27 protein-coding genes are annotated in these 25,131 nt (G+C 61.1%); 7 read left to right on the top strand and 20 right to left on the bottom strand.

Annotated features, from left to right (window positions below; translation table 11 throughout):
* Positions 1 to 51 precede the first annotated feature (51 nt).
* From DESPR_RS00135 to mnmL, 4 genes are all read left to right on the top strand, one after another.
* Complete coding sequence (locus tag DESPR_RS00135; RefSeq protein WP_015722769.1) at positions 52 to 1,314, top strand: peptidase U32 family protein; 1,263 nt, start codon at positions 52 to 54, stop codon at positions 1,312 to 1,314.
* Between the two features lie 6 nt (positions 1,315 to 1,320).
* Positions 1,321 to 2,394, top strand: a complete 1,074-nt coding sequence (locus DESPR_RS00130) for a protease (RefSeq protein ID WP_015722768.1) — start codon at positions 1,321 to 1,323, stop codon at positions 2,392 to 2,394.
* A gap of 116 nt (positions 2,395 to 2,510) precedes the next feature.
* Positions 2,511 to 3,110 (top strand): FmdE family protein, encoded by a 600-nt coding sequence (locus DESPR_RS00125; RefSeq protein ID WP_043770277.1) that lies wholly within the window; start codon positions 2,511 to 2,513, stop codon positions 3,108 to 3,110.
* Between the two features lie 54 nt (positions 3,111 to 3,164).
* Positions 3,165 to 4,106, top strand: coding sequence for a tRNA modification radical SAM protein MnmL/YtqA (mnmL, locus tag DESPR_RS00120; RefSeq protein ID WP_015722766.1), 942 nt, complete (start codon positions 3,165 to 3,167; stop codon positions 4,104 to 4,106).
* On the opposite strand, the gene DESPR_RS16840 is transcribed toward mnmL, so the two are convergent.
* The 6 genes from DESPR_RS16840 to DESPR_RS00090 form a co-directional block, all read right to left on the bottom strand.
* Entirely contained in the window at positions 4,080 to 4,862 is a 783-nt protein-coding gene (locus DESPR_RS16840) for a spermine/spermidine synthase domain-containing protein (protein ID WP_169701478.1), read from the bottom strand. The genes mnmL and DESPR_RS16840 overlap by 27 nt on opposite strands.
* Before the next feature lie 191 nt (positions 4,863 to 5,053).
* A complete protein-coding gene (gene yajC, locus DESPR_RS00110) occupies positions 5,054 to 5,395 on the bottom strand; it encodes a preprotein translocase subunit YajC (RefSeq protein WP_015722764.1) in 342 nt (113 codons plus the stop codon).
* 15 nt (positions 5,396 to 5,410) lie between these two features.
* Positions 5,411 to 6,547, bottom strand: a complete 1,137-nt coding sequence (tgt, locus tag DESPR_RS00105; protein ID WP_015722763.1) for a tRNA guanosine(34) transglycosylase Tgt — start codon at positions 6,545 to 6,547, stop codon at positions 5,411 to 5,413.
* A gap of 13 nt (positions 6,548 to 6,560) precedes the next feature.
* Positions 6,561 to 6,983 (bottom strand): FKBP-type peptidyl-prolyl cis-trans isomerase, encoded by a 423-nt coding sequence (locus DESPR_RS00100; RefSeq protein ID WP_015722762.1) that lies wholly within the window; start codon positions 6,981 to 6,983, stop codon positions 6,561 to 6,563.
* Positions 6,984 to 7,150: 167 nt separating this feature from the next.
* On the bottom strand, positions 7,151 to 8,266 hold the full coding sequence (locus DESPR_RS00095) for a phosphotransferase enzyme family protein (protein ID WP_218918259.1): 1,116 nt from the start codon (positions 8,264 to 8,266) through the stop codon (positions 7,151 to 7,153).
* A complete protein-coding gene (locus DESPR_RS00090; RefSeq protein WP_015722760.1) occupies positions 8,226 to 8,579 on the bottom strand; it encodes a nucleotide pyrophosphohydrolase in 354 nt (117 codons plus the stop codon). Before DESPR_RS00090 ends, DESPR_RS00095 begins: the two co-directional genes overlap by 41 nt.
* Positions 8,580 to 9,009: 430 nt before the next feature.
* Between DESPR_RS00090 and DESPR_RS00085 the strand changes: the two genes are divergently transcribed.
* Genes DESPR_RS00085 through DESPR_RS00075 form a run of 3 tightly spaced genes read left to right on the top strand, consistent with a single transcriptional unit; the run spans position 9,010 to position 12,525 of the window.
* Positions 9,010 to 9,798 carry a hypothetical protein gene (locus DESPR_RS00085; RefSeq protein WP_015722759.1) on the top strand — a complete coding sequence of 263 codons (789 nt, stop codon included), beginning with the start codon at positions 9,010 to 9,012 and terminating at the stop codon, positions 9,796 to 9,798.
* A 3-nt stretch (positions 9,799 to 9,801) separates the two neighbouring features.
* Entirely contained in the window at positions 9,802 to 10,842 is a 1,041-nt protein-coding gene (locus DESPR_RS00080; protein WP_015722758.1) for a hypothetical protein, read from the top strand.
* A 24-nt stretch (positions 10,843 to 10,866) separates the two neighbouring features.
* A complete protein-coding gene (locus DESPR_RS00075) occupies positions 10,867 to 12,525 on the top strand; it encodes a serine protease (RefSeq protein WP_015722757.1) in 1,659 nt (552 codons plus the stop codon).
* Here DESPR_RS00075 and DESPR_RS00070 read toward each other — a convergent pair.
* From DESPR_RS00070 to DESPR_RS00005, 14 genes are all read right to left on the bottom strand, one after another.
* Positions 12,506 to 13,012: a hydrogenase maturation protease gene (locus tag DESPR_RS00070; RefSeq protein WP_015722756.1), complete on the bottom strand. Its 507-nt coding sequence runs from the start codon at positions 13,010 to 13,012 to the stop codon at positions 12,506 to 12,508. The two genes, DESPR_RS00075 and DESPR_RS00070, sit on opposite strands and share 20 nt — an antisense overlap.
* Positions 13,013 to 13,102: 90 nt before the next feature.
* On the bottom strand, positions 13,103 to 14,569 hold the full coding sequence (locus DESPR_RS00065) for a Ni/Fe hydrogenase subunit alpha (protein ID WP_015722755.1): 1,467 nt from the start codon (positions 14,567 to 14,569) through the stop codon (positions 13,103 to 13,105).
* Positions 14,566 to 15,558 (bottom strand): NADH-quinone oxidoreductase subunit B family protein, encoded by a 993-nt coding sequence (locus tag DESPR_RS00060; protein WP_015722754.1) that lies wholly within the window; start codon positions 15,556 to 15,558, stop codon positions 14,566 to 14,568. The genes DESPR_RS00065 and DESPR_RS00060 overlap by 4 nt, the downstream gene beginning before the upstream one ends.
* Positions 15,548 to 15,973 (bottom strand): hydrogenase iron-sulfur subunit, encoded by a 426-nt coding sequence (locus tag DESPR_RS00055; protein ID WP_015722753.1) that lies wholly within the window; start codon positions 15,971 to 15,973, stop codon positions 15,548 to 15,550. The genes DESPR_RS00060 and DESPR_RS00055 overlap by 11 nt, the downstream gene beginning before the upstream one ends.
* Positions 15,973 to 16,890, bottom strand: a complete 918-nt coding sequence (locus DESPR_RS00050) for a CoB--CoM heterodisulfide reductase iron-sulfur subunit B family protein (protein WP_015722752.1) — start codon at positions 16,888 to 16,890, stop codon at positions 15,973 to 15,975. The genes DESPR_RS00055 and DESPR_RS00050 overlap by 1 nt, the downstream gene beginning before the upstream one ends.
* A 109-nt stretch (positions 16,891 to 16,999) precedes the next feature.
* Complete coding sequence (locus tag DESPR_RS00045) at positions 17,000 to 17,503, bottom strand: 4Fe-4S dicluster domain-containing protein (RefSeq protein WP_015722751.1); 504 nt, start codon at positions 17,501 to 17,503, stop codon at positions 17,000 to 17,002.
* A gap of 14 nt (positions 17,504 to 17,517) precedes the next feature.
* Entirely contained in the window at positions 17,518 to 19,527 is a 2,010-nt protein-coding gene (locus DESPR_RS00040) for a CoB--CoM heterodisulfide reductase iron-sulfur subunit A family protein (RefSeq protein WP_015722750.1), read from the bottom strand.
* A gap of 638 nt (positions 19,528 to 20,165) precedes the next feature.
* Positions 20,166 to 20,870, bottom strand: coding sequence for a dethiobiotin synthase (gene bioD / locus DESPR_RS00035; protein ID WP_015722749.1), 705 nt, complete (start codon positions 20,868 to 20,870; stop codon positions 20,166 to 20,168).
* 25 nt (positions 20,871 to 20,895) lie between these two features.
* Positions 20,896 to 21,714: a malonyl-ACP O-methyltransferase BioC gene (gene bioC, locus DESPR_RS00030; RefSeq protein WP_015722748.1), complete on the bottom strand. Its 819-nt coding sequence runs from the start codon at positions 21,712 to 21,714 to the stop codon at positions 20,896 to 20,898.
* Between the two features lie 102 nt (positions 21,715 to 21,816).
* Positions 21,817 to 22,278 (bottom strand): SH3 domain-containing protein, encoded by a 462-nt coding sequence (locus DESPR_RS00025; RefSeq protein ID WP_015722747.1) that lies wholly within the window; start codon positions 22,276 to 22,278, stop codon positions 21,817 to 21,819.
* The gene (locus DESPR_RS00020) at positions 22,275 to 23,180 is read right to left on the bottom strand and encodes a 4Fe-4S binding protein (RefSeq protein WP_015722746.1); all 906 of its coding nucleotides are present in this window, start codon (positions 23,178 to 23,180) and stop codon (positions 22,275 to 22,277) included. Before DESPR_RS00020 ends, DESPR_RS00025 begins: the two co-directional genes overlap by 4 nt.
* A gap of 11 nt (positions 23,181 to 23,191) precedes the next feature.
* Positions 23,192 to 23,365 carry a hypothetical protein gene (locus DESPR_RS00015; protein WP_015722745.1) on the bottom strand — a complete coding sequence of 58 codons (174 nt, stop codon included), beginning with the start codon at positions 23,363 to 23,365 and terminating at the stop codon, positions 23,192 to 23,194.
* Positions 23,366 to 23,382: 17 nt separating this feature from the next.
* Positions 23,383 to 24,261, bottom strand: a complete 879-nt coding sequence (locus DESPR_RS00010) for a ParB/RepB/Spo0J family partition protein (protein WP_015722744.1) — start codon at positions 24,259 to 24,261, stop codon at positions 23,383 to 23,385.
* Positions 24,262 to 24,263: 2 nt separating this feature from the next.
* Complete coding sequence (locus DESPR_RS00005; RefSeq protein WP_043769387.1) at positions 24,264 to 25,079, bottom strand: ParA family protein; 816 nt, start codon at positions 25,077 to 25,079, stop codon at positions 24,264 to 24,266.
* Between the last annotated feature and the right edge of the window lie 52 nt (positions 25,080 to 25,131).

The raw sequence follows: 25,131 nt of genomic DNA, 5'->3' as shown, positions 1-25,131 counted from the left end.
TCTCGTTCCTTTTGATCCCATTCCGGTTTTCCCGTACCTCTCAAGACGCCCATGCCTCCTTTCCCTCCAGCCACGGACCGTGGCCCCCGGCTGCCCGAACTCCTGGCGCCGGCCGGCAGCTTTGACAAACTGGTGACCGCCGTCCATTACGGCGCCGACGCCGTGTATCTCGGCGGCAAGACCTTCAGCCTCCGTGCCCGGGCCGGCAATTTCGACGAAGACGGTCTGCGCCAGGCCGTTGCCTACGCCCACGCGCACGGGGTCAAGGTCTATGTCACGGTCAACATCTTTGCCCACAACCGCGACCTTGAGGGGTTGGAGCCCTATCTGCGCATGCTCCGCGACCTCCAGGCCGACGGCCTGATCGTCAGCGATCCCGGCATTCTTGCCCTAGCCCGACGGATTGTCCCGGACCTGCCCCTGCATCTCTCCACTCAGGCCAACGTCACCAACAGGGCCAGCGCCCGCTTTTGGGCCGAGCAGGGGGTGTGCCGGCTCAACCTGGCCCGTGAACTCGGCCTCGAGGAGATTCGCGCCATCCGCGCCGCCACCGGCGTCGAGCTGGAGGTGTTCGTCCACGGCGCCCTGTGCATTTCCTACTCCGGCCGCTGCATGTTGAGCAACTACTTCACCGGCCGCAACGCTAACCTGGGTGACTGTGCCCATCCCTGCCGTTACTCCTACGCTGTGGTTGAAGAAAAACGTCCGGGACACTATTTTCCAGTGGAAGAGGATGAGCGGGGCACCTATATTTTCAACTCCCGTGACCTCTGCCTGCTTCACCATCTACCGTCCCTGGTCGATGCCGGCGTGGATGCGATCAAGATCGAGGGGCGGATGAAATCCGTCGGCTATGTGGGAGCGGTAGTCCGTCTCTACCGTCTGGCCCTGGAGTGGATCCGGGAGCAGCTTCTTTCAGGTCAACCAGCGGTTAGCCTTACCCTGCCCGAAGCTTTTGATAACGAATTAAGCAAGATCGGCACCCGTGGCCAGACAGAAAACTTTTTCCGTGCCAGGCCTTCATCCGCGGACATGTTGTATGATAGAATGAGGTTTGAGCAAAAATTCGTGCCGGTGGGCATCGTCCGCGCGGTGGAGCCGCTGCTGATCGAAACCCGGCATGTGCTCAACTGTGGCGACCACATCGAGTACCTGGGGCCAAGCATCGAACCGGACACGGTGACGGTCAGCGCCATGCACCTGGAAGACGGCACGCCAATGAGCCGGGCTAATCCCGGAAACCTGGTGGTGGTCCGGACCGACCCGCCCCTCCGCCACGTTGAACCGCACGCGCTGTTGCGCAAACATCTATGAGTAGTCATGAAACCTTTTCTTAATGTCCCTTTCCTCCCCGAGGAAAGGTATATCGATTTTCTCGGTTCCTGCGCGAAAGATCTGGACAGCGTTCATTTCAGCCTGGTGCACGGCCGCGCCCTTGACAGCCGCATCCGCATCGAGCCGCTTTCCGCCCAGGAAGACACCCTTTCCGGACTGGCGCGCCTGCGGGGCCCGAAAAAATACGCCCTGCTCAACAGCCGTTTCTACACCCCGGAACTGCTCACCGATCACACCACCATCCAACCCGTCCTTCGCGTGTTGGAACACTGCCTGCAGCGAGGGGTCATCGACGGAATCGTCTACTGCGATCACTACCTGCTCCAGGTGCTGGCCGACGAAGGCCCGGATATCGCCGCCCAGTTGGAGGCGGTGCCCAGCGCCAACACCATGCTCGATTCCTGCCACAAAATCGAGGCACAGCTCTCCTATATCAGCGAGACCGGCTTCAAGTTGCCCGGCAAGATCATCCTCGACCGTTCCCTCAACCGCAACCTGGACCAGCTGGCCGCCATCGCCCTGAAGATCCATCACCAATTCCCGACGATAAACATCGAGGTATTGGCCAATGAAGGCTGCCTGCCCTACTGCCCCTTCAAGCTCTCCCACGATTCCTACATCGCCCTGGCCAACATCGACGGCCGCAATCAAACCCATGTCATCAACTGCGACATCGGCTGCATACGACTGCTGGACGAGCAGCCCCACCGGCTGTTGCAGTCGCCCTTCATCCGCCCGGAGGATCTCGACCTCTACCTGTTCCATGTGGATACGATCAAACTCTGCGGTCGCACCCTGGGAGCCGATTTTCTGATCAACGCCATCAGCGCCTACCGTGCCCGCCGTTATGAGGGCAACCTGCTCGACTTGATGGACGCCCTCTCCTGGCTGGCGAACCGCCTCTACGTCGACAACCGCATGCTCTCCTTTGACTTCGCCAACATGCTCTCCCAATGCGACAACCGCTGCGATCACTGCGGGTTCTGCAAGGAGCTGTTCGACTCCATCAGCCGTCCCCTTCCCCTGGTGATCCGGGATCAGCGCGCGACTGCCGATTGACAGGGCCGATAGGCAGGAGTAAGTTCCTCGGAACCGCTCACCCAGGCGGGTTGGTGACCGCGGGTGGGAAAGACGAACCCGAGGCTCTGGACACAGAGGCATTGGCGGCGGAGAGCATGGAGACATTTGAGCAGTTGCTGGCGGAGTCGACCAGGATTCACGGCCACATCTGCGCCGGTCAGGTGATCGGCGTGCGCATGGCCATGGCGGCGCTGGAACGAATCGGGATCAGCGATCCCAAGGGCGCGGACCGGAAGAAGCTCTACGTGCTGGTCGAGATCGACCGCTGCGCCACCGATGCCATTCAATCGGTCACTGGGTGCAGTCTTGGCAAGCGTTCGCTGCGCTGGCTCGATTTCGGCATCATGGCGGCCACCTTCGTCAACCTGGAAAGCGGTCGCGCCATCCGGGCCACCGCCCGGGAGGAGGCACGGACCCTGTCTGAATCCTATTGCCCCGAAATCATGGATAAATACCAGCGGCAGCTGGAGGCCTACAAGGTCATGCCGCTGGAGGAATTGTTCTTTTTCCAGGAGGTCAGCGTCCAGCTCAACGACTGCGACATGCCGGGCAGGCCGCTCCGCCGGGTCCAGTGCCAGCTGTGCGGCGACTGGGTGCAGGACTGCCGGGAGGTGGAGGTCAACAGCAAGATACTCTGCCGCGCCTGCGCCGGAGAACGGTATTACCATGTGATAGAAGCGCCCAAGCAAACCTGAGCGCTCCGCATCCGCCAACCGCCTGTTTCCTTGACCGGTCTTCGCTTGCCCGCCATGCACCGACCGCGTATCCGGACCTTCAGCGTCCACTGCCGCGAGCGATACGGCCAGACGGTCGGCAAAATTCCCCTCGATCTGGGCATCCCTTGCCCCAACCGTGCGCGCGGCGGGTGTCTGTATTGCCAGCCGGCCAGTTTTACCCCCGCCTTCCTGCGGGCCGCCGATCCGCTCGCCGAGCAGATCAGCCGCGGCAAGGCCTCGTTGCTCGCCGGGCGATTCACACGTTATTTCGCCTATTTTCAGCAAGAAACCCCCACCGCCCTAGCCACCATCGACCTCCTCCCCCATCTGCAACGCATGCTCTCCGATCCCGATTGCCTGGGCCTGATTCTCTCCACCCGGCCCGATACCATCGCCGCTGACCTGCCGGCGGCTCTTGCGGATCTGATACAGAAGACCGGCAAGGCGTGCCTGGTTGAGCTGGGAGTGCAGTCGATCCACGACAGAAGTCTTCGCCTGCTCAACCGCAACCACTGCTTTGCCGACTTTCTCGCCGCGGTCGACCGGCTGCACGCCGTTCAGCGCATCGAGATCGGCGCCCATCTCATTCTCGGCATCCCCGGCGAATCGGAGGCAGAGATGCTGGCCACGGTGCGGACCGTCTGCGCCCTGCCCCTCCAGCATTTGAAGCTGCATCATCTGCAGGTCATCCGCGACACGCCCCTGCATCGTTTGTACACACAGGGGCAGGTGCCCGTGTGGAATCAGGAGGCCTATCTGGAGTTACTGCTCCGCCTTGTGCCACACATCCCGGCCGCCCTCACCCTCCACCGCCTCTGGTCCACGGCCCATCCCCACCTGTTGGTCGCGCCGCGATGGCACTGTCATGCCGCTGCACTCAGCGCCAGGCTTCAGCAGAGAATGGTCGAACGAGGGATATGGCAGGGACAGCGCACGCCGGCGGCCGGGTCAACGAAGCAGGGAGGCCAGCAATGAGAAGCGGTTGGCGCGGCACAGCCGCTTGAGATATTGGGGGAAATCGAGATCATAGCGTTGCTGGTGCTCCACGCTGTGTTTCCGCGCCTTCTTGATCGCCCTGTGCGGGATCTCCTCGGGAAAAAGCAGCACAATCACGTTGCTCCGCCTTTTGACCTGCATCTGCACCAACCGACCGTCGCTGGCCCGATACGCAGCCTCCATCGCCTGCTGGTACAAGGGTTTGTCGCCGCTCCACAGGTTGATCGCCAAAACACCCTCCGGATGGAGCCGCTCGAGGAGCCGTCGGTACAGTTCCGGATCGAACAGCGCCGGGGCCATGGTTCCTGGTCCGAAGATGTCGAGGAAGGCGACGTCGTATCCGCAGGAAGAGGGGGTACGGAGAAAGGATAGGGCATCCTGGGGAATCATGCGCACCCCCGGGTGGAGTGGAAGGCGGAAATAGCCGTAGGCCACCTCGATCACCAGCCGTTCCTTTTCCACCACGTCGATCGAGGATTGCGGGTGATGGTGGAGAAGGAAATGCGGCAGGGCGCCGCCGCCCAGGCCGAGGACAAGAAATTTGTCCAAACGGGGGGGAAGCAGCAGGGCGGTGCTCATCCACCGGGTATAGGCGAGTTGCAGGATGTGCGGGTTGCGCAGATCGATGCAGCTTTGCCGTTCCTCGGTGCCGAAGCGAAGGGTGCGTAGCGTGCCCGCATCGCTGACACGCACCGGATGGTGGCCGGTATGACCGCTGAACACCAATTGTTCCACCACAGATCACCGAGACAAAAAAAGCCGCACGGCTGAACGAATCAGCTGTGCGGCCGGTTGGTTTTGCTCACCCGTGCCTTGCGGAACAGGAAACAAGCGCGCGTTCTGGGCGAGGCGAATGTTCAGGAAAGCGCGAGCGCTGGTTCAGTTTTTTTCATGCACGATGAAAATCAGCTGCAGCCCTTGAGCCCTCAGCCACCAGCCTTGGCCGGAGCCGGCTTGTCCGCGTCGGCGGCCGAACCGGCAATGGCGGCGCGGTTGACCTTGATGCGCACGTTCTCGGCGATCTCCAGAGTGGCCACGGTGTCGGTCAGGCCGACGATCTGGCCATGAATGCCGCCGCCGGTGATGACCTTATCGCCCTTCTTCAGGTTGGCCAGGTAGTTTTGGTGTTCCTTGGCCTTTTTCTGCTGCGGCCGGATGAGAAGAAAGTAAAAAACGATGAAAATGAGAATCAGCGGGACAAATTGGGCAACGCTGGCCAATCCCGTGGGCGCCGCTGCAGCGTCAGCGGCCCAGGCAACTCCGGTCATCAAAGAATCCTCCAGTTAATCGGTAATGGTTGCAAACGGTTCCGTTCGTTGTTGATAAAAATGACGCCGAAAATCCAGGAACCGATCCTCTTGGATCGCCTCGCGCATTGCGGCCATCAGGGTGCAGTAGTAGTGCAGGTTGTGGATACTGTTCAGCTGGTAGGCCAGAATCTCACGGTTCTGAAACAGGTGCCGCAGATAGGCGCGCGAATAGTGGCGGCAGGTGTAACAGCCGCAGGTTTCGTCCAGCGGACGCGGGTCCTGCTGAAAACAGGCATTTTTTATAACAACTCTGCCTTGTGAAGTAAAGAGCATTCCATTGCGGGCATTGCGGGTCGGCATGACGCAGTCAAACATGTCGATGCCGTGATAGACCCCCTCGACCAGGTCTTCCGGCGTGCCCACCCCCATCAGGTAGCGGGCATGGTCGACGGGGAGATGATCGGCCGTGGCGTCCAGCATTTCCTCCATCAGCGCCTTAGGCTCGCCTACCGACAGCCCGCCCAGGGCGTAGCCGTCAAAACCGATCTCCACCAGCTGTTCGATGGCCTCGCGGCGCAGGTCGGCATACATGCCCCCCTGGACGATGCCGAACAACAGTTGGCCGGTATCGCTTTGGGCCTCACGGCAGCGCTTGGCCCAACGGGCCGTCAGGGCCGTGGCCTTGATGGCCTGGTCGCGGTCCGCCGGATAGGGGATGCAGGTGTCGAGCGCCATCATGATATCCGCGCCCAGAGCCTCCTGGACATGGACCGCGCCCTCGGGGCTGAGGAAGAGCTTGGCCCCGTCGATGTGGGAGCGGAAGGCGGCCCCATCCTCGGTGATCTTGGCCAGTTCCTTGAGGCTGAAGATCTGAAACCCGCCGGAATCGGTGAGGATCGGCCGGTCCCAATGCATGAACCCGTGCAACCCGCCGAAGCGGCGGATCAGTTCATGGCCGGGCCGGATGTAGAGATGGTAGGTGTTGCCGAGGATGATCTGGGCCCCGATCTCCTTCAGGTTCTCCGGGGTCATTGCCTTGACCGTGCCCAGGGTGCCCACCGGCATGAACACCGGGGTCTGGATGGTGCCATGGAGGGTGGTCAGCTGGCCGCGCCTGGCCTTGCATTCGCTCGACCGGCCGAGCAGGGTAAAGGGGGAAACGGTGCTCATGGAGTGCGGGGTTTCACTCGACGCTGAGGATGGTGACATCGAAATGGAGCACCTGTCCGGCCAGGGGATGGTTGAAATCAAGGGTGGCGGTGGTCTCCTTGATCGCTGTGATCATGCCTTGCAGTTCCTGGCCTTGGGGACCGACCGCAGTGATCATCGCCCCAGCCTGCCTGCCGTCCTCGGGCAGGTGGTCCAGGGGCACCTCGATCAGGGCCTCCTCGATGACCGGACCATAGCCCTCTTCGGGCTGAATGCTGACCGCGAAGGTCTCGCCCGCCCTCTTCCCGGCCAAGGCCTGTTCCAAGCCAAAAATGAGCTGTTCCTCCCCTTGGGTGTAGGTGAGCGGTTCGGCGTCCACGTTGCTATCGACGACTTCGCCGTTGTCCAGGGTCAGGGTGTAGGTGATGGCAACGGTTTTGCCTTCGCTGATGATCATGCTGTCCTCGTTGGGAAAAAAGAACCGGACGGCGGGATCCGTTCCGGTGACCGCGTTTCGCGCCACACGGCACAAGCGGCGTGGGCACAGCTATAAACCGCCCGGCTGACAATTGCAAGGATGGTCTATGGAACAGAAGCGCAAACATGGCGTGGTTGCGCCTGTTTTCAGGCCAGGAGGGCGGCCAGCAGCCGCTCCAGCGTCTGCTGCTGCGCGCGGATGGATCGATTGAGGTGCAACTGGATCAGGGCCCGATGCAGGTTCTGCCCCGGCTGGCTGACCTTGAAATACCGGTCGCCGTCGAGATGGTCGGTGAAGAACCGCACGCCGAGCTCAAAGCTGATCACCGCTGCCGAGGTAACCAGCAGCTCCCGGTCGGCGGGTGACAGCAGGTGGCCGGCCTGGCCCAGGTACCCGTCCATCAAGGCCGCGAACAGCTCCGGATCAAAGACCGTGTCGTCCGGGACAGGATGGGCCTCGCCGAGTGGGTTGCAACAGGAGCGGAGGCAGTCGCCCAGGTCATACAGCAGCAGCCCCGGCTTGACAGTGTCAAAATCGATCAGACCGACCGCCCGGTCGGCATCCACGGCGAAGAGAAAATTGGCCGCCTTGGGATCGCCGTGGATCACCCGTTGACTCAACCTGTGTTTGGCCTCCTCCAGGACGGCAGCCAGCGGCCGCAGCTGTTCGATCAGGTCGCAGCACCAGGCCTCGTCGTCGTTCGCCGGCGGCCCCGCTCCTTTGACGGCGTCGAACTGTTCGAGATAGCGGGGCGTGCAGTGAAAGCCCGGCAGGGGATCGGCCAGGGAGCGGCAATCAAGGTCTGCGGTCAGCAGATGGAAGCGCCCGAGCAGCGTTCCGATCTCGCGGGCTTGGGTGGTCGTGTTCAGGCGGGCCAGGGTCCGGGTGTGGTCGATATGGGTCAGCAGCCGCCAGCAGCACCCCGATGCATCCAGCAGATAGTCCAGGCCCTGGGGATTGGCGACCAGGCGGAAAAAGGCGTTACCGTGTTCGGGGAGGCGGCCGAGGTGTTCGGTCACCAGCCGCATATTGGCCATCACCGCCGCCGGATCGGCAAAGATCTCGGGACGCAGCCGCTGGAGCACCAGCCGGGTGCCGTCAGCCAGCACCACCCGCCAGGTGTCGTTGATGTTGCCGTGACCAAGCGGATGCAGGCTGTCGACCCGCCGGTCCGGAAGAAAAAAGGTCAAGGCGAAGCAAGGGTCCATGGGCGAAACGGCGTCAGGCGGAACGATCGGCAACAGCCGGATACTTGCGGGCATTGAGCGTCATCTTTTCCCGAACCGCGGCCAGCATGTCGATTCCCAGCCGATCGGCCAGGCGGGTGAGGTAGATGAGCACATCGGCGACCTCGTGGGCCACCTCGGTTTGCACCTCCGGCGGGAGCGTTTGGCTCTGTTCGGGGGTGAGCCACTGGAAATGCTCGAGCAGTTCGGCGGCCTCGACCATTAAGGCGGTCGCCAGATTTTTCGGCGTGTGATAGGCCTCCCAATGGCGCTCGGCGGCAAAGTGACGCAGTTCCAGCGCCAATTGCTCAAGACTGTCACAGCGCAAGGACGAGGTCTTCTCGTTCATGGCAGAACGCCCTCACGGGCAGGCAGATCGGATTGGTGCGCGTTGGCGCGCCCCGCCACACGGACGAAGAGCCATCCTGCCGAGAGCGGAGTGAACCAGCTGAGCACAGGCGGTTGCCCCTGGAGGGTTACGGGGAAAATTATGCAAGCGCGGTGAATTCGCATGGAAAAGGTGTCGGGAGATGGTTAGAGTGAAACCGCTCAAAGGAGCCCAGCCGACGGGCCCGGCAACCGGCCGCCAGACCGCCCTTGCCCGCCGCCGGGCTGGACGCCCCAGGCCAGTCCCTATTAAACCCGTTGCGCAAGCGACCGGCAAGGGCAATGACGCACACGGGAAGAGCGGCTTGGGACCGGTTTTGTGTCCGGGCGACGGCGTTTCCACGGCCTAGCCGCCCCACGGTTCACTGAAGAAAACAGCAAGAGGACCAACGATGATCGAACAGTGTTTCGCCGCCAACCCCGGCCGCCACGACCAGCACACAACACCTGCAGGCAAGCCGCCGCGCCACGCCCTCCTCAGGGGAGCACGGGCCGGGCACACCTGGCTGTGGGTGGCGGTCGTGCTGTGCGGTCCCCCTTCCGCCATGGCGCAACAACCGCGCAACATCGTCTTGAGCGATGCCCAGTTCAAGGAATCCTATCTGGAAAAAGTCACGGTTTCAGGAGGGGTGCGCGCCGGATTCATGCAGCGGAGCACCCTGCCGCACGTTGACCTGCAGGCGCTCTCCATCCATCTGCAACGGCCTGTGGACGAGGAGGATGCCATGCTCTGCGTGAACATGGTCAGCCGCGACGGCCGCTATACCGCCTCCTGGCAGTACGCGCTGGGCAAACAGCCGCCCGGCCCCATCGCGGTCAACATGCCCTCGAAATATCAGGAGCAGCTTGCCGCCTACACGCCCGACGCCCTGGCGGTGCTTGCCGGCATCGCCCGCAAGGACTGTTTGTCCCCGGAGATGCGCTACGTTCCGGCAAGCTGGGGCGCCGACACCGCCGATGATTATGTCTTGTATGTCAATTCCAGCAACACGGACACGGAAATCGGCATTCCCGGCGCCAAGGAGCGGATTCCGTGCACCAGGATCGCCGCCGACAACGCCATCGCCTATGATACCCAATGCGTGCTCAAACGGGAGCTGCTCCTCGAGCCGAAAAGCATCTACCTGTTGCGGAAAAATTTTGGCAACAGATTGCCAAACGTCGAATTTCCGGTAAGATAATTCGTGTGGTTCAAAAAAATTTTCCGGAAATTTGTTGTCATCACCAGAGACGTCCTGCTCGCCTCTGTTGTTTCCGAGCCGGAAAAAAAGGTCTTTCACAACATTTCCCGGCAATATCCGAGGTCGCTGCACTGCATTGTCTTCTTTTTCTACATCTACCTTGTTTTTCTCCTGTTTCTGGTGGCCAAGATCGCCATCAACACTTTAAACCCCGGTAGCTTCATCGTCTCGGCACGGACGGAGCAGGTGGAATATCAGCCCGAAAGCATCGATCCGCCTCGCATACCGTTTCACAATGCGACCGTGTATTGGGAGGAGGTGGGTTCGGAGGTCTTCGATCCCCTGGCACCTGAATCGGCCAAGTTGAAATCGGTGTCCCACAAGGGCGCGGGATCCCTGCAAATCCATGGAAAAGCAGCGGTCATCTTTTCACGGATCGCCAAGGGACCGGTCCATGTCAAGATCCGAAGCACCGACAAGAACAGCCTGTATGACGACAACGATCAGCTCCTCTGCACCCTGCCGGAGGTCGTTGATCTCGTGCTGAACGATCCGGCCGCCATGATCGCCCAGGGCGTGACCTGGAAATACACCGTCGATGGCCCGGTTATCGTCGGAAGGGTGCCCACCTACGACGCCTACCAGCAAAACGGCCTGTTGCTCGACGGTGAAATCCACATGATCGCCAAACAGCTGCTGTCCGGCAATCATTACAAGGTGGATCCGTACAAGTTGCAGTTGGGCGATGGCCTGCAATTCACGCCCACGGAGCCGAAAACCAGCGGCATGATCACCTTCGACCTGGATCGCGGCCTGCAGATCGTGACCATCGTCGAGGCCAATTCGGCCACGATCAACAAATTCCGGGGCACGAAACTGAAAATCCGCAACAATCTGTGGTCCAAGATGGGAAAAGATGAAGAACTGGTGATTACCTGGGCGATCATGCTCGCGGTTCCGGGATCGATCGTCTTCTTCATCCGCCTGCTCTATTTCCATTCCGAGATGAAATTGAAAAACGAACAGAGCAGCCATGATTGCTAGCTCGCAACCCGCCGCAACCCACCAATGAACGTCAAACAGCCCCTCTTCCTTACCCTGTTTTTCCTGGCCCAGGTTGTCTCCGGGCCGAGCCATGCGTCCGATGCCTACCTCAAGGTCGACGACAATGAAACCGGCCAGGGCATTCTCCGCCCACGGCAGAACGAATGTCTGCTGATCACCCCTGCCCATGTGGTGGAAAACGCCTTCAAGATCGAGGTGACCACCGTGGACAGATCGCGCCGCCAGGCTGAACTGGTCGACGTTTTCCCCGGGGACATCGCGGTCGTTCGCCTGGACAAGGACACGCCGGTCTCCTGCCGTGGCACCCTCTGGCCGCAGCACAACCGCCTGACCGCCCTTCTCGGCACCGAAAAGCAGGGCGAACTCCACACCATGCTGGCCGACGGCAGCATCCGCAAAACGCCGGTGGATGTCGTCGGCTACGATAAATACCGCCATATCAATGTCCGCCCGGTGAATCAGGACGACACCATCACCAAGGGGATGAGCGGCAGCACCCTGTACATCGGCGGACAATGGGCCGGGATGCTCGTTTCGGTGACCGACAACATCGGCAATGTCCTGCGCCAGGATGCCCTGGCCACCGCCCTGTCGCTGTTTTTCGAGGACACGGAAAGCAGAGGCGAACCATCGCCGCCCGAGGCCAGCGCCACGGCACAAGCGCCGCCTCAACCGCCCACGGCGCAGGAACAGGAGTTGACCGGCACCGTGGTCCTCAACAGTTTCCAGGACCATCGGGTCAACCTCAAGGAAAACAGCCCGATTCGCATCCACCTCCTGCCCACTGGAGATCGGGTCAGGTACGCCATCGATGTGATGGACTCGACCAACAGGGTCTCGTGCCGCTACTCGCTCGGCAAGCCGCTTGGCAAGGAGGCGGTCAGCTTTCCCTGCACCCCCTTGAAGACCGACACCTTTTCCTTCAGGGTTACCGGCACCGAGGGCGAAGGACGGTACAAAATCCGCACCACTCCCATCGTCACCGATGCCGCGCTGCGGAGCGAAGCCCACGTGTTGCAGATCGATGGCGAGGAGTTTTCCGCGGTGCTGGTGAAAAACGCGATCGCGGAATACAAGGTGCGGCTCTATCAGAACAGCCCGGTCCGCCTCAATTTTTCCTCGCTGGACGAGAATTTTCAATACACCGTGGAACTCTCTGATTCGAGTGGGAAAATTGTGTTGCGCAAGCAGTACCGGCACGGGTTCGATACGCAGCATGTCCGCCTGCCCTTCACCCCGGACAAAAACGACACCTACCTGCTGCGGGTGCTGGGAACGGGCGAGGAAGGAAAATACACCCTCACTGTCCAATCCATTGCCTTCGATGCGCAGCTGCGCGGCGAGGCCAATGTGCTCAAGATCGGGGACAGCGGGGTGAGCGGCGCCATCGCCAAGGACGCGGTGGCCGAATACCGCTTTGAGCTGGAGGAATTCGTCCCGGTGCGCCTGTCCTTTTCAGCGACGGGTGATGGGGGCAGTTATGCCGTGGAGATTGTCGATTCCCGGGGCACCCCGGTATACCGCAATCCCTACAAACGGATCGGCGGATCGGAGACCACGGTGATGCCCTTCACCGTCGCCAAGACAGACACCTACACCCTGCGCCTTGTTGGCGCCGAGGGGGAATGCGGCTATTCGGTGGCTATTGCTCCCAAGCAGTAGCCCCGCTTGTGCGGCTGGGCGGTCCCGCTTCCCTGGCGGCGACCATTCCCTTGATCCGTTCCACCACCACGTCCACGGCCGCCTCCACCTCGGACGACATCTGCTGGGTGAACTCCTTGATTTCCTTGACCTCGATCAAGAGGATGCGGATATCGGCGGGCATCTCCTCGGGAAAACAGACATAGCCGGTCTTGAGGGTCGTGCCCAGGGTGACGGCATGGGAATTGACCAGGGCATGGGTGGTGAAGATGTCGTCCACCCCGACTTCGAGAATGGAACCCGGTTCGTTGCCGAGCATGCAGGCATCGACGATGATCGCCTGATCACAGCCGCGGATCTTGTCCATCACCTCAAACCCCACGGTAAAAACCACCTCCGTCCGGCAGGGAATCCCTTCCTGCTCCAGCCGTTCCACCACCACCACCCCGGCGCGGTCATCCTGAAGATAGGGATTGCCGATACCGATCACGACGCATTGTGTTTGCATGCCACTCCGGCGGAAAAAAGTTATGGATGTTAAGTCTGTAGCCCCTTGGCCCCCCCAAAAAGACTACAGACTCACAGGCTCAACGCCTACTTAAAAATTCTTCAACGTCTTGTAGAGGGTGCCGTTGTTGTCAAAGATTTCCACCAACAGCGGCGATTGGCCGCCGGTCACGGTGTGGGTGGCGCAGGCCAGGCAGAGGTCGTAGGGGCGGAAGGCCATTTCCACGTAGTTGAGCATGGCCGGCGACACATCGCCATTTTTGATGAAGTGCTTGGCCGCCTTCTTCACCGCCAGGTTGATCGGGGCGTTGTTGTGGGTGGTGGCCACGATCAGGTTGGCGTTGGTGACGATGCCCCGCTCGTCGGTGGTGTAGTGGTGGATCAGGGTGCCGCGCGGCGCCTCGATGATGCCCACGCCCTCGCCCGGACAGGAGGTCGGCTTGGTCCAGGTGTCCTTGCTGGTGATCTCGGGGTCACGGGAGAGTTGGAGGCACTTCTCGGCGGCGTTGAGCAGCTCGATCGCCCGGGCCCAGTGGTAGGCCAGGACGTTATGCACCGGCCGCGCGCCGAAGGTGGCGTGGAATTTCTCGAAATGCTGCTGCGCCAGCGGCGTGTCCATGCCCCCCACGATGTTCATCCGCGCCAGCGGGCCAACCGCGTAGATGTTGGTGCCCGGCCCTTCGACAATGCCCTTCCAGGGGCCGATCTTCTTCTGGTAGGGGAATTTCAGATAGGTCCACGGCTGGACGCGCTCGGAGATAAAATCGAGGTATTCCTTGCCGTTGAAGCTGCCCACCGGGTTGCCGGCCGAGTCGATGATCTTCTGGGTGCCGTCGTAGTAGGTGATATTGTCGTTCTCGTCCACCGAGCCCATGTAGCCGACCTCGACCTTGTACATATCGCCGGTGACCAGCTCCATATACTTGTCGTTTTTCAGCACCACATCCTCAAAGACCTTGAGGGTCAGCTCGCCCAACCCCACCAGCTCCTGGGACCACTCCTCGATCTGCTTGCGCTCCTCCTCGCTCAGCTGCTTGGACCAGCCGCCGGGGATGGCCGCCACCGGATGATTGGGCTTGCCACCGAGCAGTTCAAAAATCTTCACTGCCAGACCCCGACGGCGCAGGACCTCACGGCCGGTTTCCGCGCCCACGGCGTTGATCAGGCCAACCACGTTGCGCACCGCGGGATTGGCCTCCGGCCCGACGACAAAGTCCGGCAGCCCCAGGGCATAGAGGATCACCGAGTGGTCCTCGACATAGTGGGCGTTGAAGAACAGTTCGCGCAGCTTGCGGCCGGCCGGCGGCGGGGTGACGCCGAAGACGCCGTCCGAGGCCTTCATCGAGGCGGTGAAATGGACGCCGCGACAGACACCGCAGACAGTGGACACGGTGCGCGGTACCTCCTCCATGGGCATGCCCTGGAGGAATTTTTCAAAGCCTCGGAATTCCACGGTCTGGAAAAAGGCGTCGTCCACATTGCCGGCATCATCCAGGAAAATGGCAATCTTGCCATGGCCCTCAAGACGGGTGATCGGGCTGATTTCGATTTTTTTCATGCTGCGTTCTCCTTCTGCTCGGCGACCCGATGGTTGAGTTTCGAGGCCGTATGGCTGTAGCGATAAAACATCTTGGCCATATCGTTGTATTTTTCAATGAACTGTTCGGCAACGGCCTCGCTGGCCATGCTGGAGGCCAAGGTGGAGACGCAACGGGCACCGAAATCCTTGATACCGGGGATCGGGCCGCCGCAACCGCGACAGGGGATGTTGACGTTGAGGCAGGAGGCACCGCAGTCGCCCTGGGTCACCGGGCCAAAGCACATGTAGCCCTGTTGCAGCAGGCAGATGTTGGGGTCGGGCCGGTCGTCGATGGTGCGTTTGATCTCACCGATGGGCAGCCGTTCCTGGCCGGTGAGGGCCGGATTGCGCTTGCAGGTGTCGCAGACCGCCTTGCCGCCGGTGAGCCAGGAACCCGCCGGGGGCAGGTCGCCGGCAACAATGGCGCCGACCAGTTTGCCGACGAACGAGGGATGGGGCGGGCAGCCGCCGACATAGTAATCCACAGCCACCACCTGATCGATGGTCGAACAGGTGTCGAGGATGGCGGGGATGGTCAGGTTGTACTTGCCGTCGAGCAGGTACTCCGGTTCGGGATAGACGCCTTCCGGGTTGTCAGTGGAAAAGGAATCCTTGTAGGCCTGGCGGAACAGCTCCTCCTTGGTATGCAGGTCGCCAAGCGCGGCGATACCGCCCAGGGTGGCACAGGCGCCGAAGGCCACCAGCACCTTGGATTTGGCCCGCAACACCTGGACGGTGTGCAGGTTTTCGGTGTTGCGGATCATGCCGTCGACAAAGGCCAGGTCGATGGATTTATCCGGCATATCTTCCAGGTCCTGATACTTGACGTCGGCCACGGTTGGCGCCCAGAAGACGATTTCCAGGTGCTCCAGGGCATCGACCAGTTTTTCCGAGAGGTCGACCACGCTCATCTCGCAGCCCGCGCAGCCGCCGGCCAGCAGAAAGGCGGTCTTCAGTTTATTTGCCATGACCATTTCCTCCTTTGAGCGGGTTGGGACCCAGCTCCTGCAACTCCTTGGTAAACTCCTCCACCACCTCGGCGAACCGGTAGCCCTCGGCACCGGAGATCCATTCCAGACGGAAGCGGCGGGAATCAAAACCGCTGTCCTCAAGCAGTTGTTTCAATATTTTCATCCTGTTGGCGGTTTTGTAGTTGCCGGTCTTGTAATGGCAATCGCCAAAGTGACAACCGCCGACCAGCACGCCGTCGGCGCCGTTGGCCAGGGCTTCCATGACATGCTCTGGCTCCACCCGGCCGGAGCAGGGTACCTTGATCAGCTTGATCGAGGGCGGGTATTTGGCCCGCAGGTTACCGGCCAGGTCCGCGCCGGCATAGGTGCACCACTGGCAGGCAAAGCCAACGATATTGGGTAGAAAGGACATCAGGCCACCTCCTTGATCAGACGTTGTTCGCTTTGGATCTCGCTGATGATACCGCTGCGGTCGATCTGCGAGAGGGCGGCCACCTGGGCGGGATCACATCCCATGGCCAGAGCCAGCAACTGGGTATAGTAAAAGGTCGGAATCGGTTCGAAGTCGATCAGGCCGCGCTCCTTGAGGATCGGCTGGGACATGTCGAACTGGAGGAAGCAGGACGAACAGGTGGTGACGATCAGGTCGGCGTCGGTTTCCTCCTTGATCGACAGCAGTTTGTCGCGGAACAGCTTCAGCGATTTCTCCACGTCGGTGGAACGCATGCCGCCCATGCCGCAACAGCTCTCCAAACGGGAATAATGCGGCACGGTGGCGCCGGTGGCCTCGCAAAGATCGCGGAGGATGGTCGGATAGTAAGGGTTGTCCTCCTTGATCTTGTAGACATCCGAGGGCCAGAGGGTGTGGCAACCGGTCTGCACCGCAATTTTCAGTCCACCAAGGGAGTACTTAAGATTCTCGCGGATCTTCTCCACGCCCACCTTGCGATGGAGCACATGGGCGACATGGTAGATGTCCGAGGTGCCCTTGAACTCGCGGTTGATGGCGGCGAGGCTCTGATTGACCGCCTTGCGTCGCGCCGGGTCATCGAGAAAGTGCTTGGCCTCGGAGAGCACGCCAAAGCAGGAGTTGCAGCCGGTCATGATGTCCACGCCCTGGGCTTCGGCGATGGTGATGTTGCGGCTGGAGATGGCGCACCAGGTGTTGAGGTCGAATGAGGGGGCCGTGCCCCAGGCCGGGCAACAGGAGGCGCCCTGCAGGTCAACCGGCTCGATGCCGAGCACCGGCAGGATCTTGCGGATGGACTGCTCGATGTCCGGCGCTTTCAGCGGGATGTTGCAGCCGAGATATAATCCGATTTTTTCCATGAGTTTCACCTTGTCTATGAAAAGAGTCCCGGGGCGAAAAAGCTCCTCTGCCAAGACTCCTTATTCATTGTTCGTTGTGCGGTTGGGCAATCTGGTCCAACTCTGCTGGTTAAAAGAGTCCCAACTCGCCCATGGGGCTGTTGTTGATCAGGGTCTGGATTTCCTGCTTGGCCTGGTCGTCAAAGGCGGAGGTCGGCGTCTGGGCCGGCAGCCCCACCCGCGTGCGCAGCTCGCGGGGGTCGGTGTACACCGCGTGCCCGGTCTCGAACAGGTTCATCTGGCTGGTGACCGAGGAGGTCGAAAAGGCCAGCTGATTGGCCTGGTAGCGGCGAAAGGCAAACACCACCTCCTGCGGGCGCACGTCGCGCGGGCAGACCTCGGTGCAGCGGTTGCAGGCCTGGCAGCCCCAACTGGAGGCGTCTTCGATGATCTCCTCCAGCTCGCCGCTCTGCAGGTGACGGATCAGGGTGCGGCACAGCAGGGGGAATCCGGCGCGGACCCCGGGACAGACCGCCGAACAGGCGCCGCATTGGATGCAGTTGAGGATGTTGTGGCCGCCGTAGCCGATAATGGTAGCGATGGCCTCGTCGATTTTGCTTTGGTCGATAATCATGATGGTCTCTCCTCTCAGGCGGTCAGCGCCTCGATCTGGGCGAAAATCTGCGCTTCTTCATAGCCGTGCAGGACAATGGCGCCAGACGGGCAGGCCGAGGTGCAGACGCCGCAGCCCTTGCAGGCACTCATCTCGATCCGGGCTCTAGGGCCATTGTCAGAGGGTTGCATGCTGATGGCGTGGTAGGGACAGAGCGGCACGCAGATGCCGCAACCGGAGCAGATCTCCTGATGCACCTCGGAGATGATCGGCTCGATCTTGACCTTGCCCTGGGCCAGGGGCACGGCAGCGGCAGCGGCAGCCCCCTTGGCCTGGGCCACGGTGTCGGGGATATCCTTGGGCCCCTGACAGCAGCCGGCCACGAACAGGCCTTCGACCGCGGTTTCGACCGGTCCCAGTTTGGGATGCAGTTCGCGGAAGAAGTTGGAGCCGCAGAACTGGAGGCCAAGCTTCTGCGCCAGGCCCACCGCATCCTTGGGCAACTCGACCGCCGTGGCCAGAACCACCAGGTCGGACGCGTACTCGATCGGGGTGGCGGCCTCCATGTCGTAGGCGAGCACGCGCAACTTGTCGCCGGGCAGCATCTCCAGCCCGCCGACCTTGCCTTTGAAGAAGTTGATCCCCATCTTGCGGGCGCCGGTGTAGTACTCCTCGTAGCCCTTGCCAAAGGCGCGCACATCGATGAAGTGCATGTTGATGGTGATCTGTGGGTACTTCTCCTTGATCAGGCGGGCCTGCTTGATCATGTACATGCAGCAGAAACGCGAACAGTAGGAGTGGAAGTGCTCGTCGCGCGAGCCCATGCAGGAGACAAAGGTGATGGTGTGCGGCTTTTCGTGATCCGAGGGCCGCAGCAGCTTGCCCTCGGTCGGCCCGGTGGCGGAGATGATGCGCTCCAGCTGCAAGGCGGTGATGACATTGGGCGAGGCTGGGGCCATTTCCTTGAACCAGTCCTTGTCCATCACCTGATAGCCGGTGGCGACGACGATGGAGCCGACCTCGATCTCGCGGATCGTTCCGTTCGGGTCATGGGCAAGGGAGCGGTTGATGGCCTCGGCCGGACAGGCGCGTTCGCAGGGCGCGAGGATCGGCCGGCCGGTCTTCTGGTTGCTTTTCGGCTGGGTGCCGATTTCGCGGCCAGCGCAGTTGATGCAATGGTCGATGTCGATCACCGCCTTTTTCGGCACCGCCTGCGGGAACATGATGAAGGCGGCCCGGCGGTCGGAGAGGCCGGCATTGAACTCGTCCGGGGTCTTGGCGGGGCACTTGGAGGCGCAGTCGCCGCAGCCGGTGCACTTGTTCCAGTCGACATAGGTCTGCTTGCGCCGCACCTTGACCTTGAAGTTGCCGATATAGCCGCTGACATCGTCCACCTCCGAATAGGTCATGGTTTCGATGTTGGGGTGGTTATAGGCCTCGACCATCATCGGCGTGAGGATACAGGCCGAGCAGTCGTTGGTGGGAAAGGTCTTGTCGAGTTGGGCCATCACACCTCCAATGGAGGGGCGTTTTTCGACCAGATAGGTCTTGTGGCCCATGTTGGCCAGTTCCAGGGCGGCGCTGATGCCGCCGATGCCCGCGCCAATGACCAGGGCCGCGTCGGTGACCGGCACAAACTTGTCTTCCAGCGGTTCGAGATTGCGGGCCTTGGCCACGGCCGAAGCCACAATCTGCTTGGCTTTCTCGGTGGCACCCTCGTGATCGTGGGCATGGACCCAGCTGTCCTGGTCACGGATATTGGCCATCTCGAACAGGTACTTGTTGAGCCCGGCCTTTTCGACGGCCGCGCGGAAGATCGGCTCGTGGGTTCGCGGCGTACAGGCAGCGACCACGACCCGGTCCACCACGCCGTCGCGGACATCCTGCTTGACCATCTCCTGCCCTGAATCCGAGCACATGAACAGATCCTTGCGCGCAATCACCACATCGGGAAGCGTTTCCGCAAAGTCGCGGACCGCCGCCACGTCGATGACGCCGGCAATGTTGGAACCGCAATGACAGACGTACACTCCGACTTTCGCCATACAGGCCTCCTTCTCTCAAATAATAGGTCTCCGCGAATTCGCGCCCACAGGCCAGCTGGCCTTTTCTGCTGTCACCGGTTTTGACATATATTTTATTGATTTTTCAGTTCTATTTTACTGAAAACTGTCCCGGCGATCACACAGGTGCCCTTTCTATAGAAAAGGCGGCCATTCTTCGCAATATATTTTCTATTTTGCACATATCGCACAAGTTGATTCATTGGTAGCCCCAGAACCCCTCCACATGGTTGCCAATAAGCGGAAATTATTATTTTTCAAAACTGTCTTCTCCTCTCCCTGATCGCCAATACTCGCAGCGCAAGGGGATTGCTTGTTGCCCGTTTTTTGTCGGCCTCTCGCTTTTTTTGTTGCGGCGATAATCGCCCATTACGCACAAAATCCTCCTTCTACCTCAATGGACAGCCCATGCGGGCGGGACATGCCCCACTGCGCCGATGCGATGCAGCGCAGGATCACGAAACACGAAGGAGCAAAACGAGCAGGGAAGAAAACGGTCAACCGGGGGCGAAAAGATGCGTGGCGGTAGCGTGAAGACGTGCGGGAGACAATCGTTCACCCGCCGTTTGTGCTGGCAAACAGCGATGAACAAGGGGGGAGGGCCAGCCGCGCTGGCCTGGTTATGAACGCAGCTGTTGGGCGGCAGTGACCAAGGTCTGCCAGGCGGCGGAGGTGCTTTCCCTGGCATCGGGGACGATCACCAGGGTTTCGGCAAAGCCGTAATCGCGCAGGGCCTTGCGGCATTCGAGCAGGGTGTCCTGGACGATTTCGCGGGGGTGATTGCCAAACAGATTATAAACCAATCCCAACAAGGGAATGCGGCGTGCCTTGATCGCCTCGAGGCTGAGCCGGGTATGATTGATCGACCCAAGGCGGGGCGAGCAGACAAGGAGCATCGGCAGCTGCCTCGCGGCAAAATAGTCGAGCAGCAGCAGCTCCGGGTTGAGCGGCACCAGCAGACCACCGGCTCCCTCCACCAAGAGCCAGTCATGGTGCTCCTGTAGGGTGGCCATGGCCCGGTCCAAAACCTGGGCCTCGATCACCCGGCCGACCATGCGGGCCGACAGCAGCGGCGAGGCCGGATAGGGAAAGACGTACGGACAGGTGGTGCCATCGCGGTCAAACGCGGACAACGGCTGGCCCATCAGCTGCCGGTGAAGGCGAATATCATCAGACGTTTCGGCGCAGCCGGTCTGCACCAGTTTGAGGGTGGTGACCTTGTGCCCCTGCTGGATGAGATACCGGGCGAACAACCCGGTCACATAACTCTTGCCGACATCGGTATCGATGCCGCCCACGGCAATGGTGACGTGCGCTGCGGTCATGCGTATTCCTCGCGGAGGATGAAGACTAACCGATCCGTCCCTCTGCCTGGTACCGGGGGCGGGCCACAATGAACATCGGATGATAGGTCAGACGGACGCCCTGCTGGCCGGAGAACCGATCTCTGTACGCGTGGCTGAAGGCGTTAACCTGGCGTCTGGTCCAGGGGCGTTGACCGATCGAATTGACGCCGGTGGCCCGCAGGTGCTGGAGCACGGCGATCGGGTCCGGATACCACAGGGTTTCCCGTGTCTCCTCGGCGGCCAGAATGTCGAACCGTTCCGCCACCACTGTCCGCAGCTGATCCAGATTGCGATAGGCCAGCCCCACGCCGGTCACGGCGCGAATCTCGGCCAGATTGTCCTTGCCGTAGAGGGAAAACGCCAGGGTGCCCTGGGGCTGCAGGTGACGATGCAGTTTGGCGCACAACGCCGGCAGATCATGCACCCAGTGCAGGGTGGACGAGGAAATGATCAAATCATAGCGTGCCGGCAGCCGAATCGTTTCGATATCCCCAGCCAAGAAGGTGATATTGTCGACCCGGAGACCAGCCTTGCGGCACACGCACTGTTCGAAGGCGGCCACCAGGTCGCTGACCGTCAGCTGCTGGATCGACGGGTAGCGCTCCAGCACCTTTTCGGTGAGCAGTCCCGTGCAGCAGCCGATCTCGAGAATCTGTTCCGGGGTCACCCCGGGGGCGCTGTCGTTCAGCAAGCCCAGGAGGCGGTCAGCCACTCGATGCTGCACCGTTGCCTGCTGTTCGTAGGTGGCGGCGGCCTGCTCGAACCGGAGTTTGATCAGTTTCTTGTCGGGAATCATCGGGATCGATCGGGTTACGTCGTACATATTTCCAAAACCTCGCAACCCAACGGAGCTGATACCGTGCCGAAGCGGAAGGATGGGAACGATGAAAAAACGGGACGCTGACTTTCGCTGCGAAACTCGGGCCTAGAACCCCCAAAGCAGGCTGCCTTCAACCCACCCGGTTACCCCTTGGCCGTGCTCGACCTTGACCCAGGTGCCTTGACGTTCCAGGGTCTTGAACACCACACCGTAACTGGCCGTTGCCACCACCGCGGCCTTGGTGCTCGGTTCGCGGCGCACGTTGATCTGCTGCGCGGTGCCGCGGTTGGCCTTGACGATCATGTGCGGCGTGGCCCGGGTGGTTTTCTTGTGCACCCACCCGCTGCTGCCCTCAAAATCCTGGACCTGCAACCAGTCGCCCTTGGTGGCGAGCACCTCGAGCGGGAATCCGTCGCTGATTTTCCACAACACCTCATGCTCGGTGCCTGGACCGGAGCGCATGTTGATCTCCTCGCCGGCAATGGATACCATCTCGGCCGCAGCAACGGAACGGACCAGCAGCAACAGCGAAACAGTGCAGGCAAACAGAGCACGTCGCAAGGTCATGACCGGGCTCCTTGATTGCAGGATGGATCGGGCGATGTCCTCGCCGCCAACGAAAGCGTGTGCCCGGCAATGTCCAGGGACAGCGCCTGCTGACGGCACTCGGTGCAGCAACGCAGGCAGCGGATGCATTCGGCACTGTTCGGCGATTCGTCAACGCGAACGCCCACCGGGCACACCCGATGGCACGCACCGCACTTTGTACAGGCATCGGCAGTAAATTTCAACTGAATCAGGCTGTACCGGTTCAACAGGCCGTAAAAAGCGCCCAGGGGGCAGAGGGTGCGGCAAAATGGCCGGGAAGCGACGATGCTCCACAGGAGGAGAGACGCCAGGAGAGCCAGTTTGTAGCCATAGAGCAGGCCGGCGGCGGGCCGCAGATCCGGGCTGAGGAGCAGCATGGGAATGCCTGCCTCCAGGGTGCCGGCCGGGCAGAGATAGGTGCAGAACCAGGGTTTGCCCATGCCGAACTCATCGACCACTACCAGCGGCAGCACAAGCACCAGCAGCAGCAACACCAGATACTTGCCCCAGCCCAGCACCCGTGGCACAGCGAATGTGGGTGAGGGGATGCGGTGCAGCCACTCTTGCACTAGGCCGAAGGGGCAGGCCCAACCGCAGAGCAACCGCCCGAATAGGGCACCGAGCAAGCCCATGCTGCCCAGTACATAGGTGCCGAGATGGTATTGCCCGGCCTGGAGCGACATCCGCACCCCCAGCAGCAACTGTTGAAGACTGCCGATGGGGCAAAAGGTGGTCGAGGCCGGGCAGGAATAGCAGTTGAGGCCGGGCGAGCAGAGCACTTTCAGCGGTCCCTGATAGAGCGTGCCGCTCCAAGGAAATCCCCAATAGCCATTGGACAGGAACAGCCACAGGATCTGGATCCATCTGCGCAGGGTTTCCATGTCCAGCCCGTTCACCCGATCCCGATGCAGCCCAGGCAGATGGCACGGGCCTGTTCGAGCACCCGCGTCGGCTCATCGACGGCAATGCCGATCAGCAGCAGAAGTAGAAAAAAACCGATCACCACCAAGGGGGCAATGCGCCTTTGCCGCTCCTTGCTCGGGCCTGGTGATCGCCGCGGTGCCATGCCGGTTCCCAAGGTCGTTAGCGTAACAGCAGACTGGTCAACCGATCCAGGTCATCGCTGGAGTAGTATTCGATCTCCAGCTTGCCGCGCTTGCCCTGCTGGACAATGCGCACCTTGGTGTGCAGCTGATTGGTCAACTGATTGACCACGGCGGCGCAGTACGCCGGAGGGAGCTCTTCCGCCGGCGGCTTGGGAGCCGTAGCTTCACCGGTCTTGTCGGTGGCCGGCGCCTGCGACTTTTTGCCGCACAGCCGCTCCGCCGCCCGCACCGACAGTTCCTCGTTGACGATCCGGTCGCGGATCTGGCGCAGCTGTTCCGGCTGATCCTTGACCCGTAGCAGCACGCGAGCATGCCCTTCGCTGATCACCCCCTGGACCACATCGTCCTGCAAGGGCTGCGGCAGCTGGAGGAGGCGCAGCACATTGGTGATGGTGGAGCGCTGGCGGCCGACCTTTTTCGCCACCTCCTCCTGGGTGAGATGAAATTCCTCCATCAACCGGGCATAGGCCATGGCCTCCTCGATGGGGTTGAGGTCGTGGCGCTGGATGTTTTCGATCAGGGCCAGCTCCAGGCTCTCGTTGTCGCTGGCCTCGTCCATGACTACCACGGGAACCTCGTCGCGCCCTGCCAGCTTGGCGGCCCGCAGCCGCCGCTCGCCGGCAACCAGGGTATACCGGTTGCCGCCCCCCCTGACGACCAGCAGCGGCTGGATCACACCTTTCTCCCGGATAGAATCGGCCAACTGTTGCAGCTTGTCGGCATCGAAATGGCTGCGCGGCTGATTAGGGTTTGGCGATATTTTATCGATATCACACATAAAATACTTATCTTCCGCGACCAGGTCATCTTCGGGCAGCAGGGCGCCCACGCCCCGGCCCAAGGGGTTCTTGCCCATGCTCAGGCCCTCGCCTTGGTTCGTTTGAGGAATTCGCCGCCCAGCTGCCGGTAGGCCTTGGCCCCGGTACTGCCGGGATCGTATTCGATGATCGTCTGTCCGTGGCTGGGGCTTTCACTCAGCCGGACATTACGTGGAATGACGGTCTTGTAGACCTGGTCGCCAAAGTGCTTTTGAATCTCGCTGGCCACCGAATGGGTCAACCGATTGCGACGGTCGTACATGGTGAGCAACAGCCCCTCGACATACAGTTCGCGATTCAGGGTCTTTTTCACCTTGCGGATGGTCTGGATCAACTGGGCCAGTCCTTCCATGGCGAAATATTCACACTGCATGGGGATCAGCACCGAGTCGGCGGCGGTAAGACTGTTGATGGTGAGCATGCCCAGGGAAGGGGGGCAGTCGATCAAAATGTAGTGGAACTGTTCCCGCACCGGGCGAAGCAGGGCTTTAAGCCGTTTCTCCCGATTCTCCTGACTGATCAACTCCACCTCGACCCCGACCAGATCAATGGAAGCCGGGAGGATGGAGAGATTCTTCTGTTTGGTGGGCAAAATGCAGTCGACGGCCTCCTTGGCGCCGGTGTAGCAGCTGTAGATATTCTTGTCCTCATTGGTATTGAACAGTCCGACCCCGCTGGAAGCATTCCCCTGCGGATCGGAATCCACCAGCAGTACTTTCTTCCCCTTGTCGGCCAGTACGGCCGCCAGGTTCAACGCAGTGGTGGTCTTGCCGACGCCGCCCTTCTGGTTGGCAAGGGCGATGATGTGTGTATCCAAGGTAAATATTCTCCCGACAACTCTTTGTTGATGAAACATTCGGGGAGTATACTATACTCTCGCTTCCCAGTGAACAGTTCTCTTGCTTTTT

It is taken from the genome of Desulfobulbus propionicus DSM 2032 (genome assembly GCF_000186885.1).
GTDB lineage: Bacteria > Desulfobacterota > Desulfobulbia > Desulfobulbales > Desulfobulbaceae > Desulfobulbus > Desulfobulbus propionicus.
Note: the sequence above shows the minus strand (reverse complement) of the source record. Positions and strands in the feature narration are given on the sequence as shown.

Excerpts from the sequence above, each read along its gene's own strand:
- bioC (WP_015722748.1), bottom strand. The coding sequence starts at position 21,714 with ATGTACGACGTAACCCGATCGATCCCGATGATTCCCGACAAGAAACTG.
- DESPR_RS00075 (WP_015722757.1), top strand. The coding sequence starts at position 10,867 with ATGAACGTCAAACAGCCCCTCTTCCTTACCCTGTTTTTCCTGGCCCAG.
- bioD (WP_015722749.1), bottom strand. The coding sequence starts at position 20,870 with ATGACCGCAGCGCACGTCACCATTGCCGTGGGCGGCATCGATACCGAT.
- DESPR_RS00135 (WP_015722769.1), top strand. The coding sequence starts at position 52 with ATGCCTCCTTTCCCTCCAGCCACGGACCGTGGCCCCCGGCTGCCCGAA.
- DESPR_RS00065 (WP_015722755.1), bottom strand. The coding sequence starts at position 14,569 with ATGAAAAAAATCGAAATCAGCCCGATCACCCGTCTTGAGGGCCATGGC.
- DESPR_RS00125 (WP_043770277.1), top strand. The coding sequence starts at position 2,511 with ATGGAGACATTTGAGCAGTTGCTGGCGGAGTCGACCAGGATTCACGGC.
- DESPR_RS00095 (WP_218918259.1), bottom strand. The coding sequence starts at position 8,266 with ATGCCCGCAAGTATCCGGCTGTTGCCGATCGTTCCGCCTGACGCCGTT.
- DESPR_RS00040 (WP_015722750.1), bottom strand. The coding sequence starts at position 19,527 with ATGGCGAAAGTCGGAGTGTACGTCTGTCATTGCGGTTCCAACATTGCC.
- DESPR_RS00020 (WP_015722746.1), bottom strand. The coding sequence starts at position 23,180 with ATGGAAACCCTGCGCAGATGGATCCAGATCCTGTGGCTGTTCCTGTCC.
- DESPR_RS00010 (WP_015722744.1), bottom strand. The coding sequence starts at position 24,261 with ATGGGCAAGAACCCCTTGGGCCGGGGCGTGGGCGCCCTGCTGCCCGAA.
- yajC (WP_015722764.1), bottom strand. The coding sequence starts at position 5,395 with ATGACCGGAGTTGCCTGGGCCGCTGACGCTGCAGCGGCGCCCACGGGA.
- DESPR_RS00070 (WP_015722756.1), bottom strand. The coding sequence starts at position 13,012 with ATGCAAACACAATGCGTCGTGATCGGTATCGGCAATCCCTATCTTCAG.
- DESPR_RS00015 (WP_015722745.1), bottom strand. The coding sequence starts at position 23,365 with ATGGCACCGCGGCGATCACCAGGCCCGAGCAAGGAGCGGCAAAGGCGC.
- DESPR_RS00090 (WP_015722760.1), bottom strand. The coding sequence starts at position 8,579 with ATGAACGAGAAGACCTCGTCCTTGCGCTGTGACAGTCTTGAGCAATTG.
- DESPR_RS00005 (WP_043769387.1), bottom strand. The coding sequence starts at position 25,079 with ATGTTTCATCAACAAAGAGTTGTCGGGAGAATATTTACCTTGGATACA.
- DESPR_RS00085 (WP_015722759.1), top strand. The coding sequence starts at position 9,010 with ATGATCGAACAGTGTTTCGCCGCCAACCCCGGCCGCCACGACCAGCAC.
- DESPR_RS00055 (WP_015722753.1), bottom strand. The coding sequence starts at position 15,973 with ATGTCCTTTCTACCCAATATCGTTGGCTTTGCCTGCCAGTGGTGCACC.
- DESPR_RS00060 (WP_015722754.1), bottom strand. The coding sequence starts at position 15,558 with ATGGCAAATAAACTGAAGACCGCCTTTCTGCTGGCCGGCGGCTGCGCG.
- DESPR_RS00025 (WP_015722747.1), bottom strand. The coding sequence starts at position 22,278 with ATGACCTTGCGACGTGCTCTGTTTGCCTGCACTGTTTCGCTGTTGCTG.
- DESPR_RS00130 (WP_015722768.1), top strand. The coding sequence starts at position 1,321 with ATGAAACCTTTTCTTAATGTCCCTTTCCTCCCCGAGGAAAGGTATATC.
- DESPR_RS00100 (WP_015722762.1), bottom strand. The coding sequence starts at position 6,983 with ATGATCATCAGCGAAGGCAAAACCGTTGCCATCACCTACACCCTGACC.
- DESPR_RS00050 (WP_015722752.1), bottom strand. The coding sequence starts at position 16,890 with ATGGAAAAAATCGGATTATATCTCGGCTGCAACATCCCGCTGAAAGCG.
- tgt (WP_015722763.1), bottom strand. The coding sequence starts at position 6,547 with ATGAGCACCGTTTCCCCCTTTACCCTGCTCGGCCGGTCGAGCGAATGC.
- mnmL (WP_015722766.1), top strand. The coding sequence starts at position 3,165 with ATGCACCGACCGCGTATCCGGACCTTCAGCGTCCACTGCCGCGAGCGA.
- DESPR_RS00045 (WP_015722751.1), bottom strand. The coding sequence starts at position 17,503 with ATGATTATCGACCAAAGCAAAATCGACGAGGCCATCGCTACCATTATC.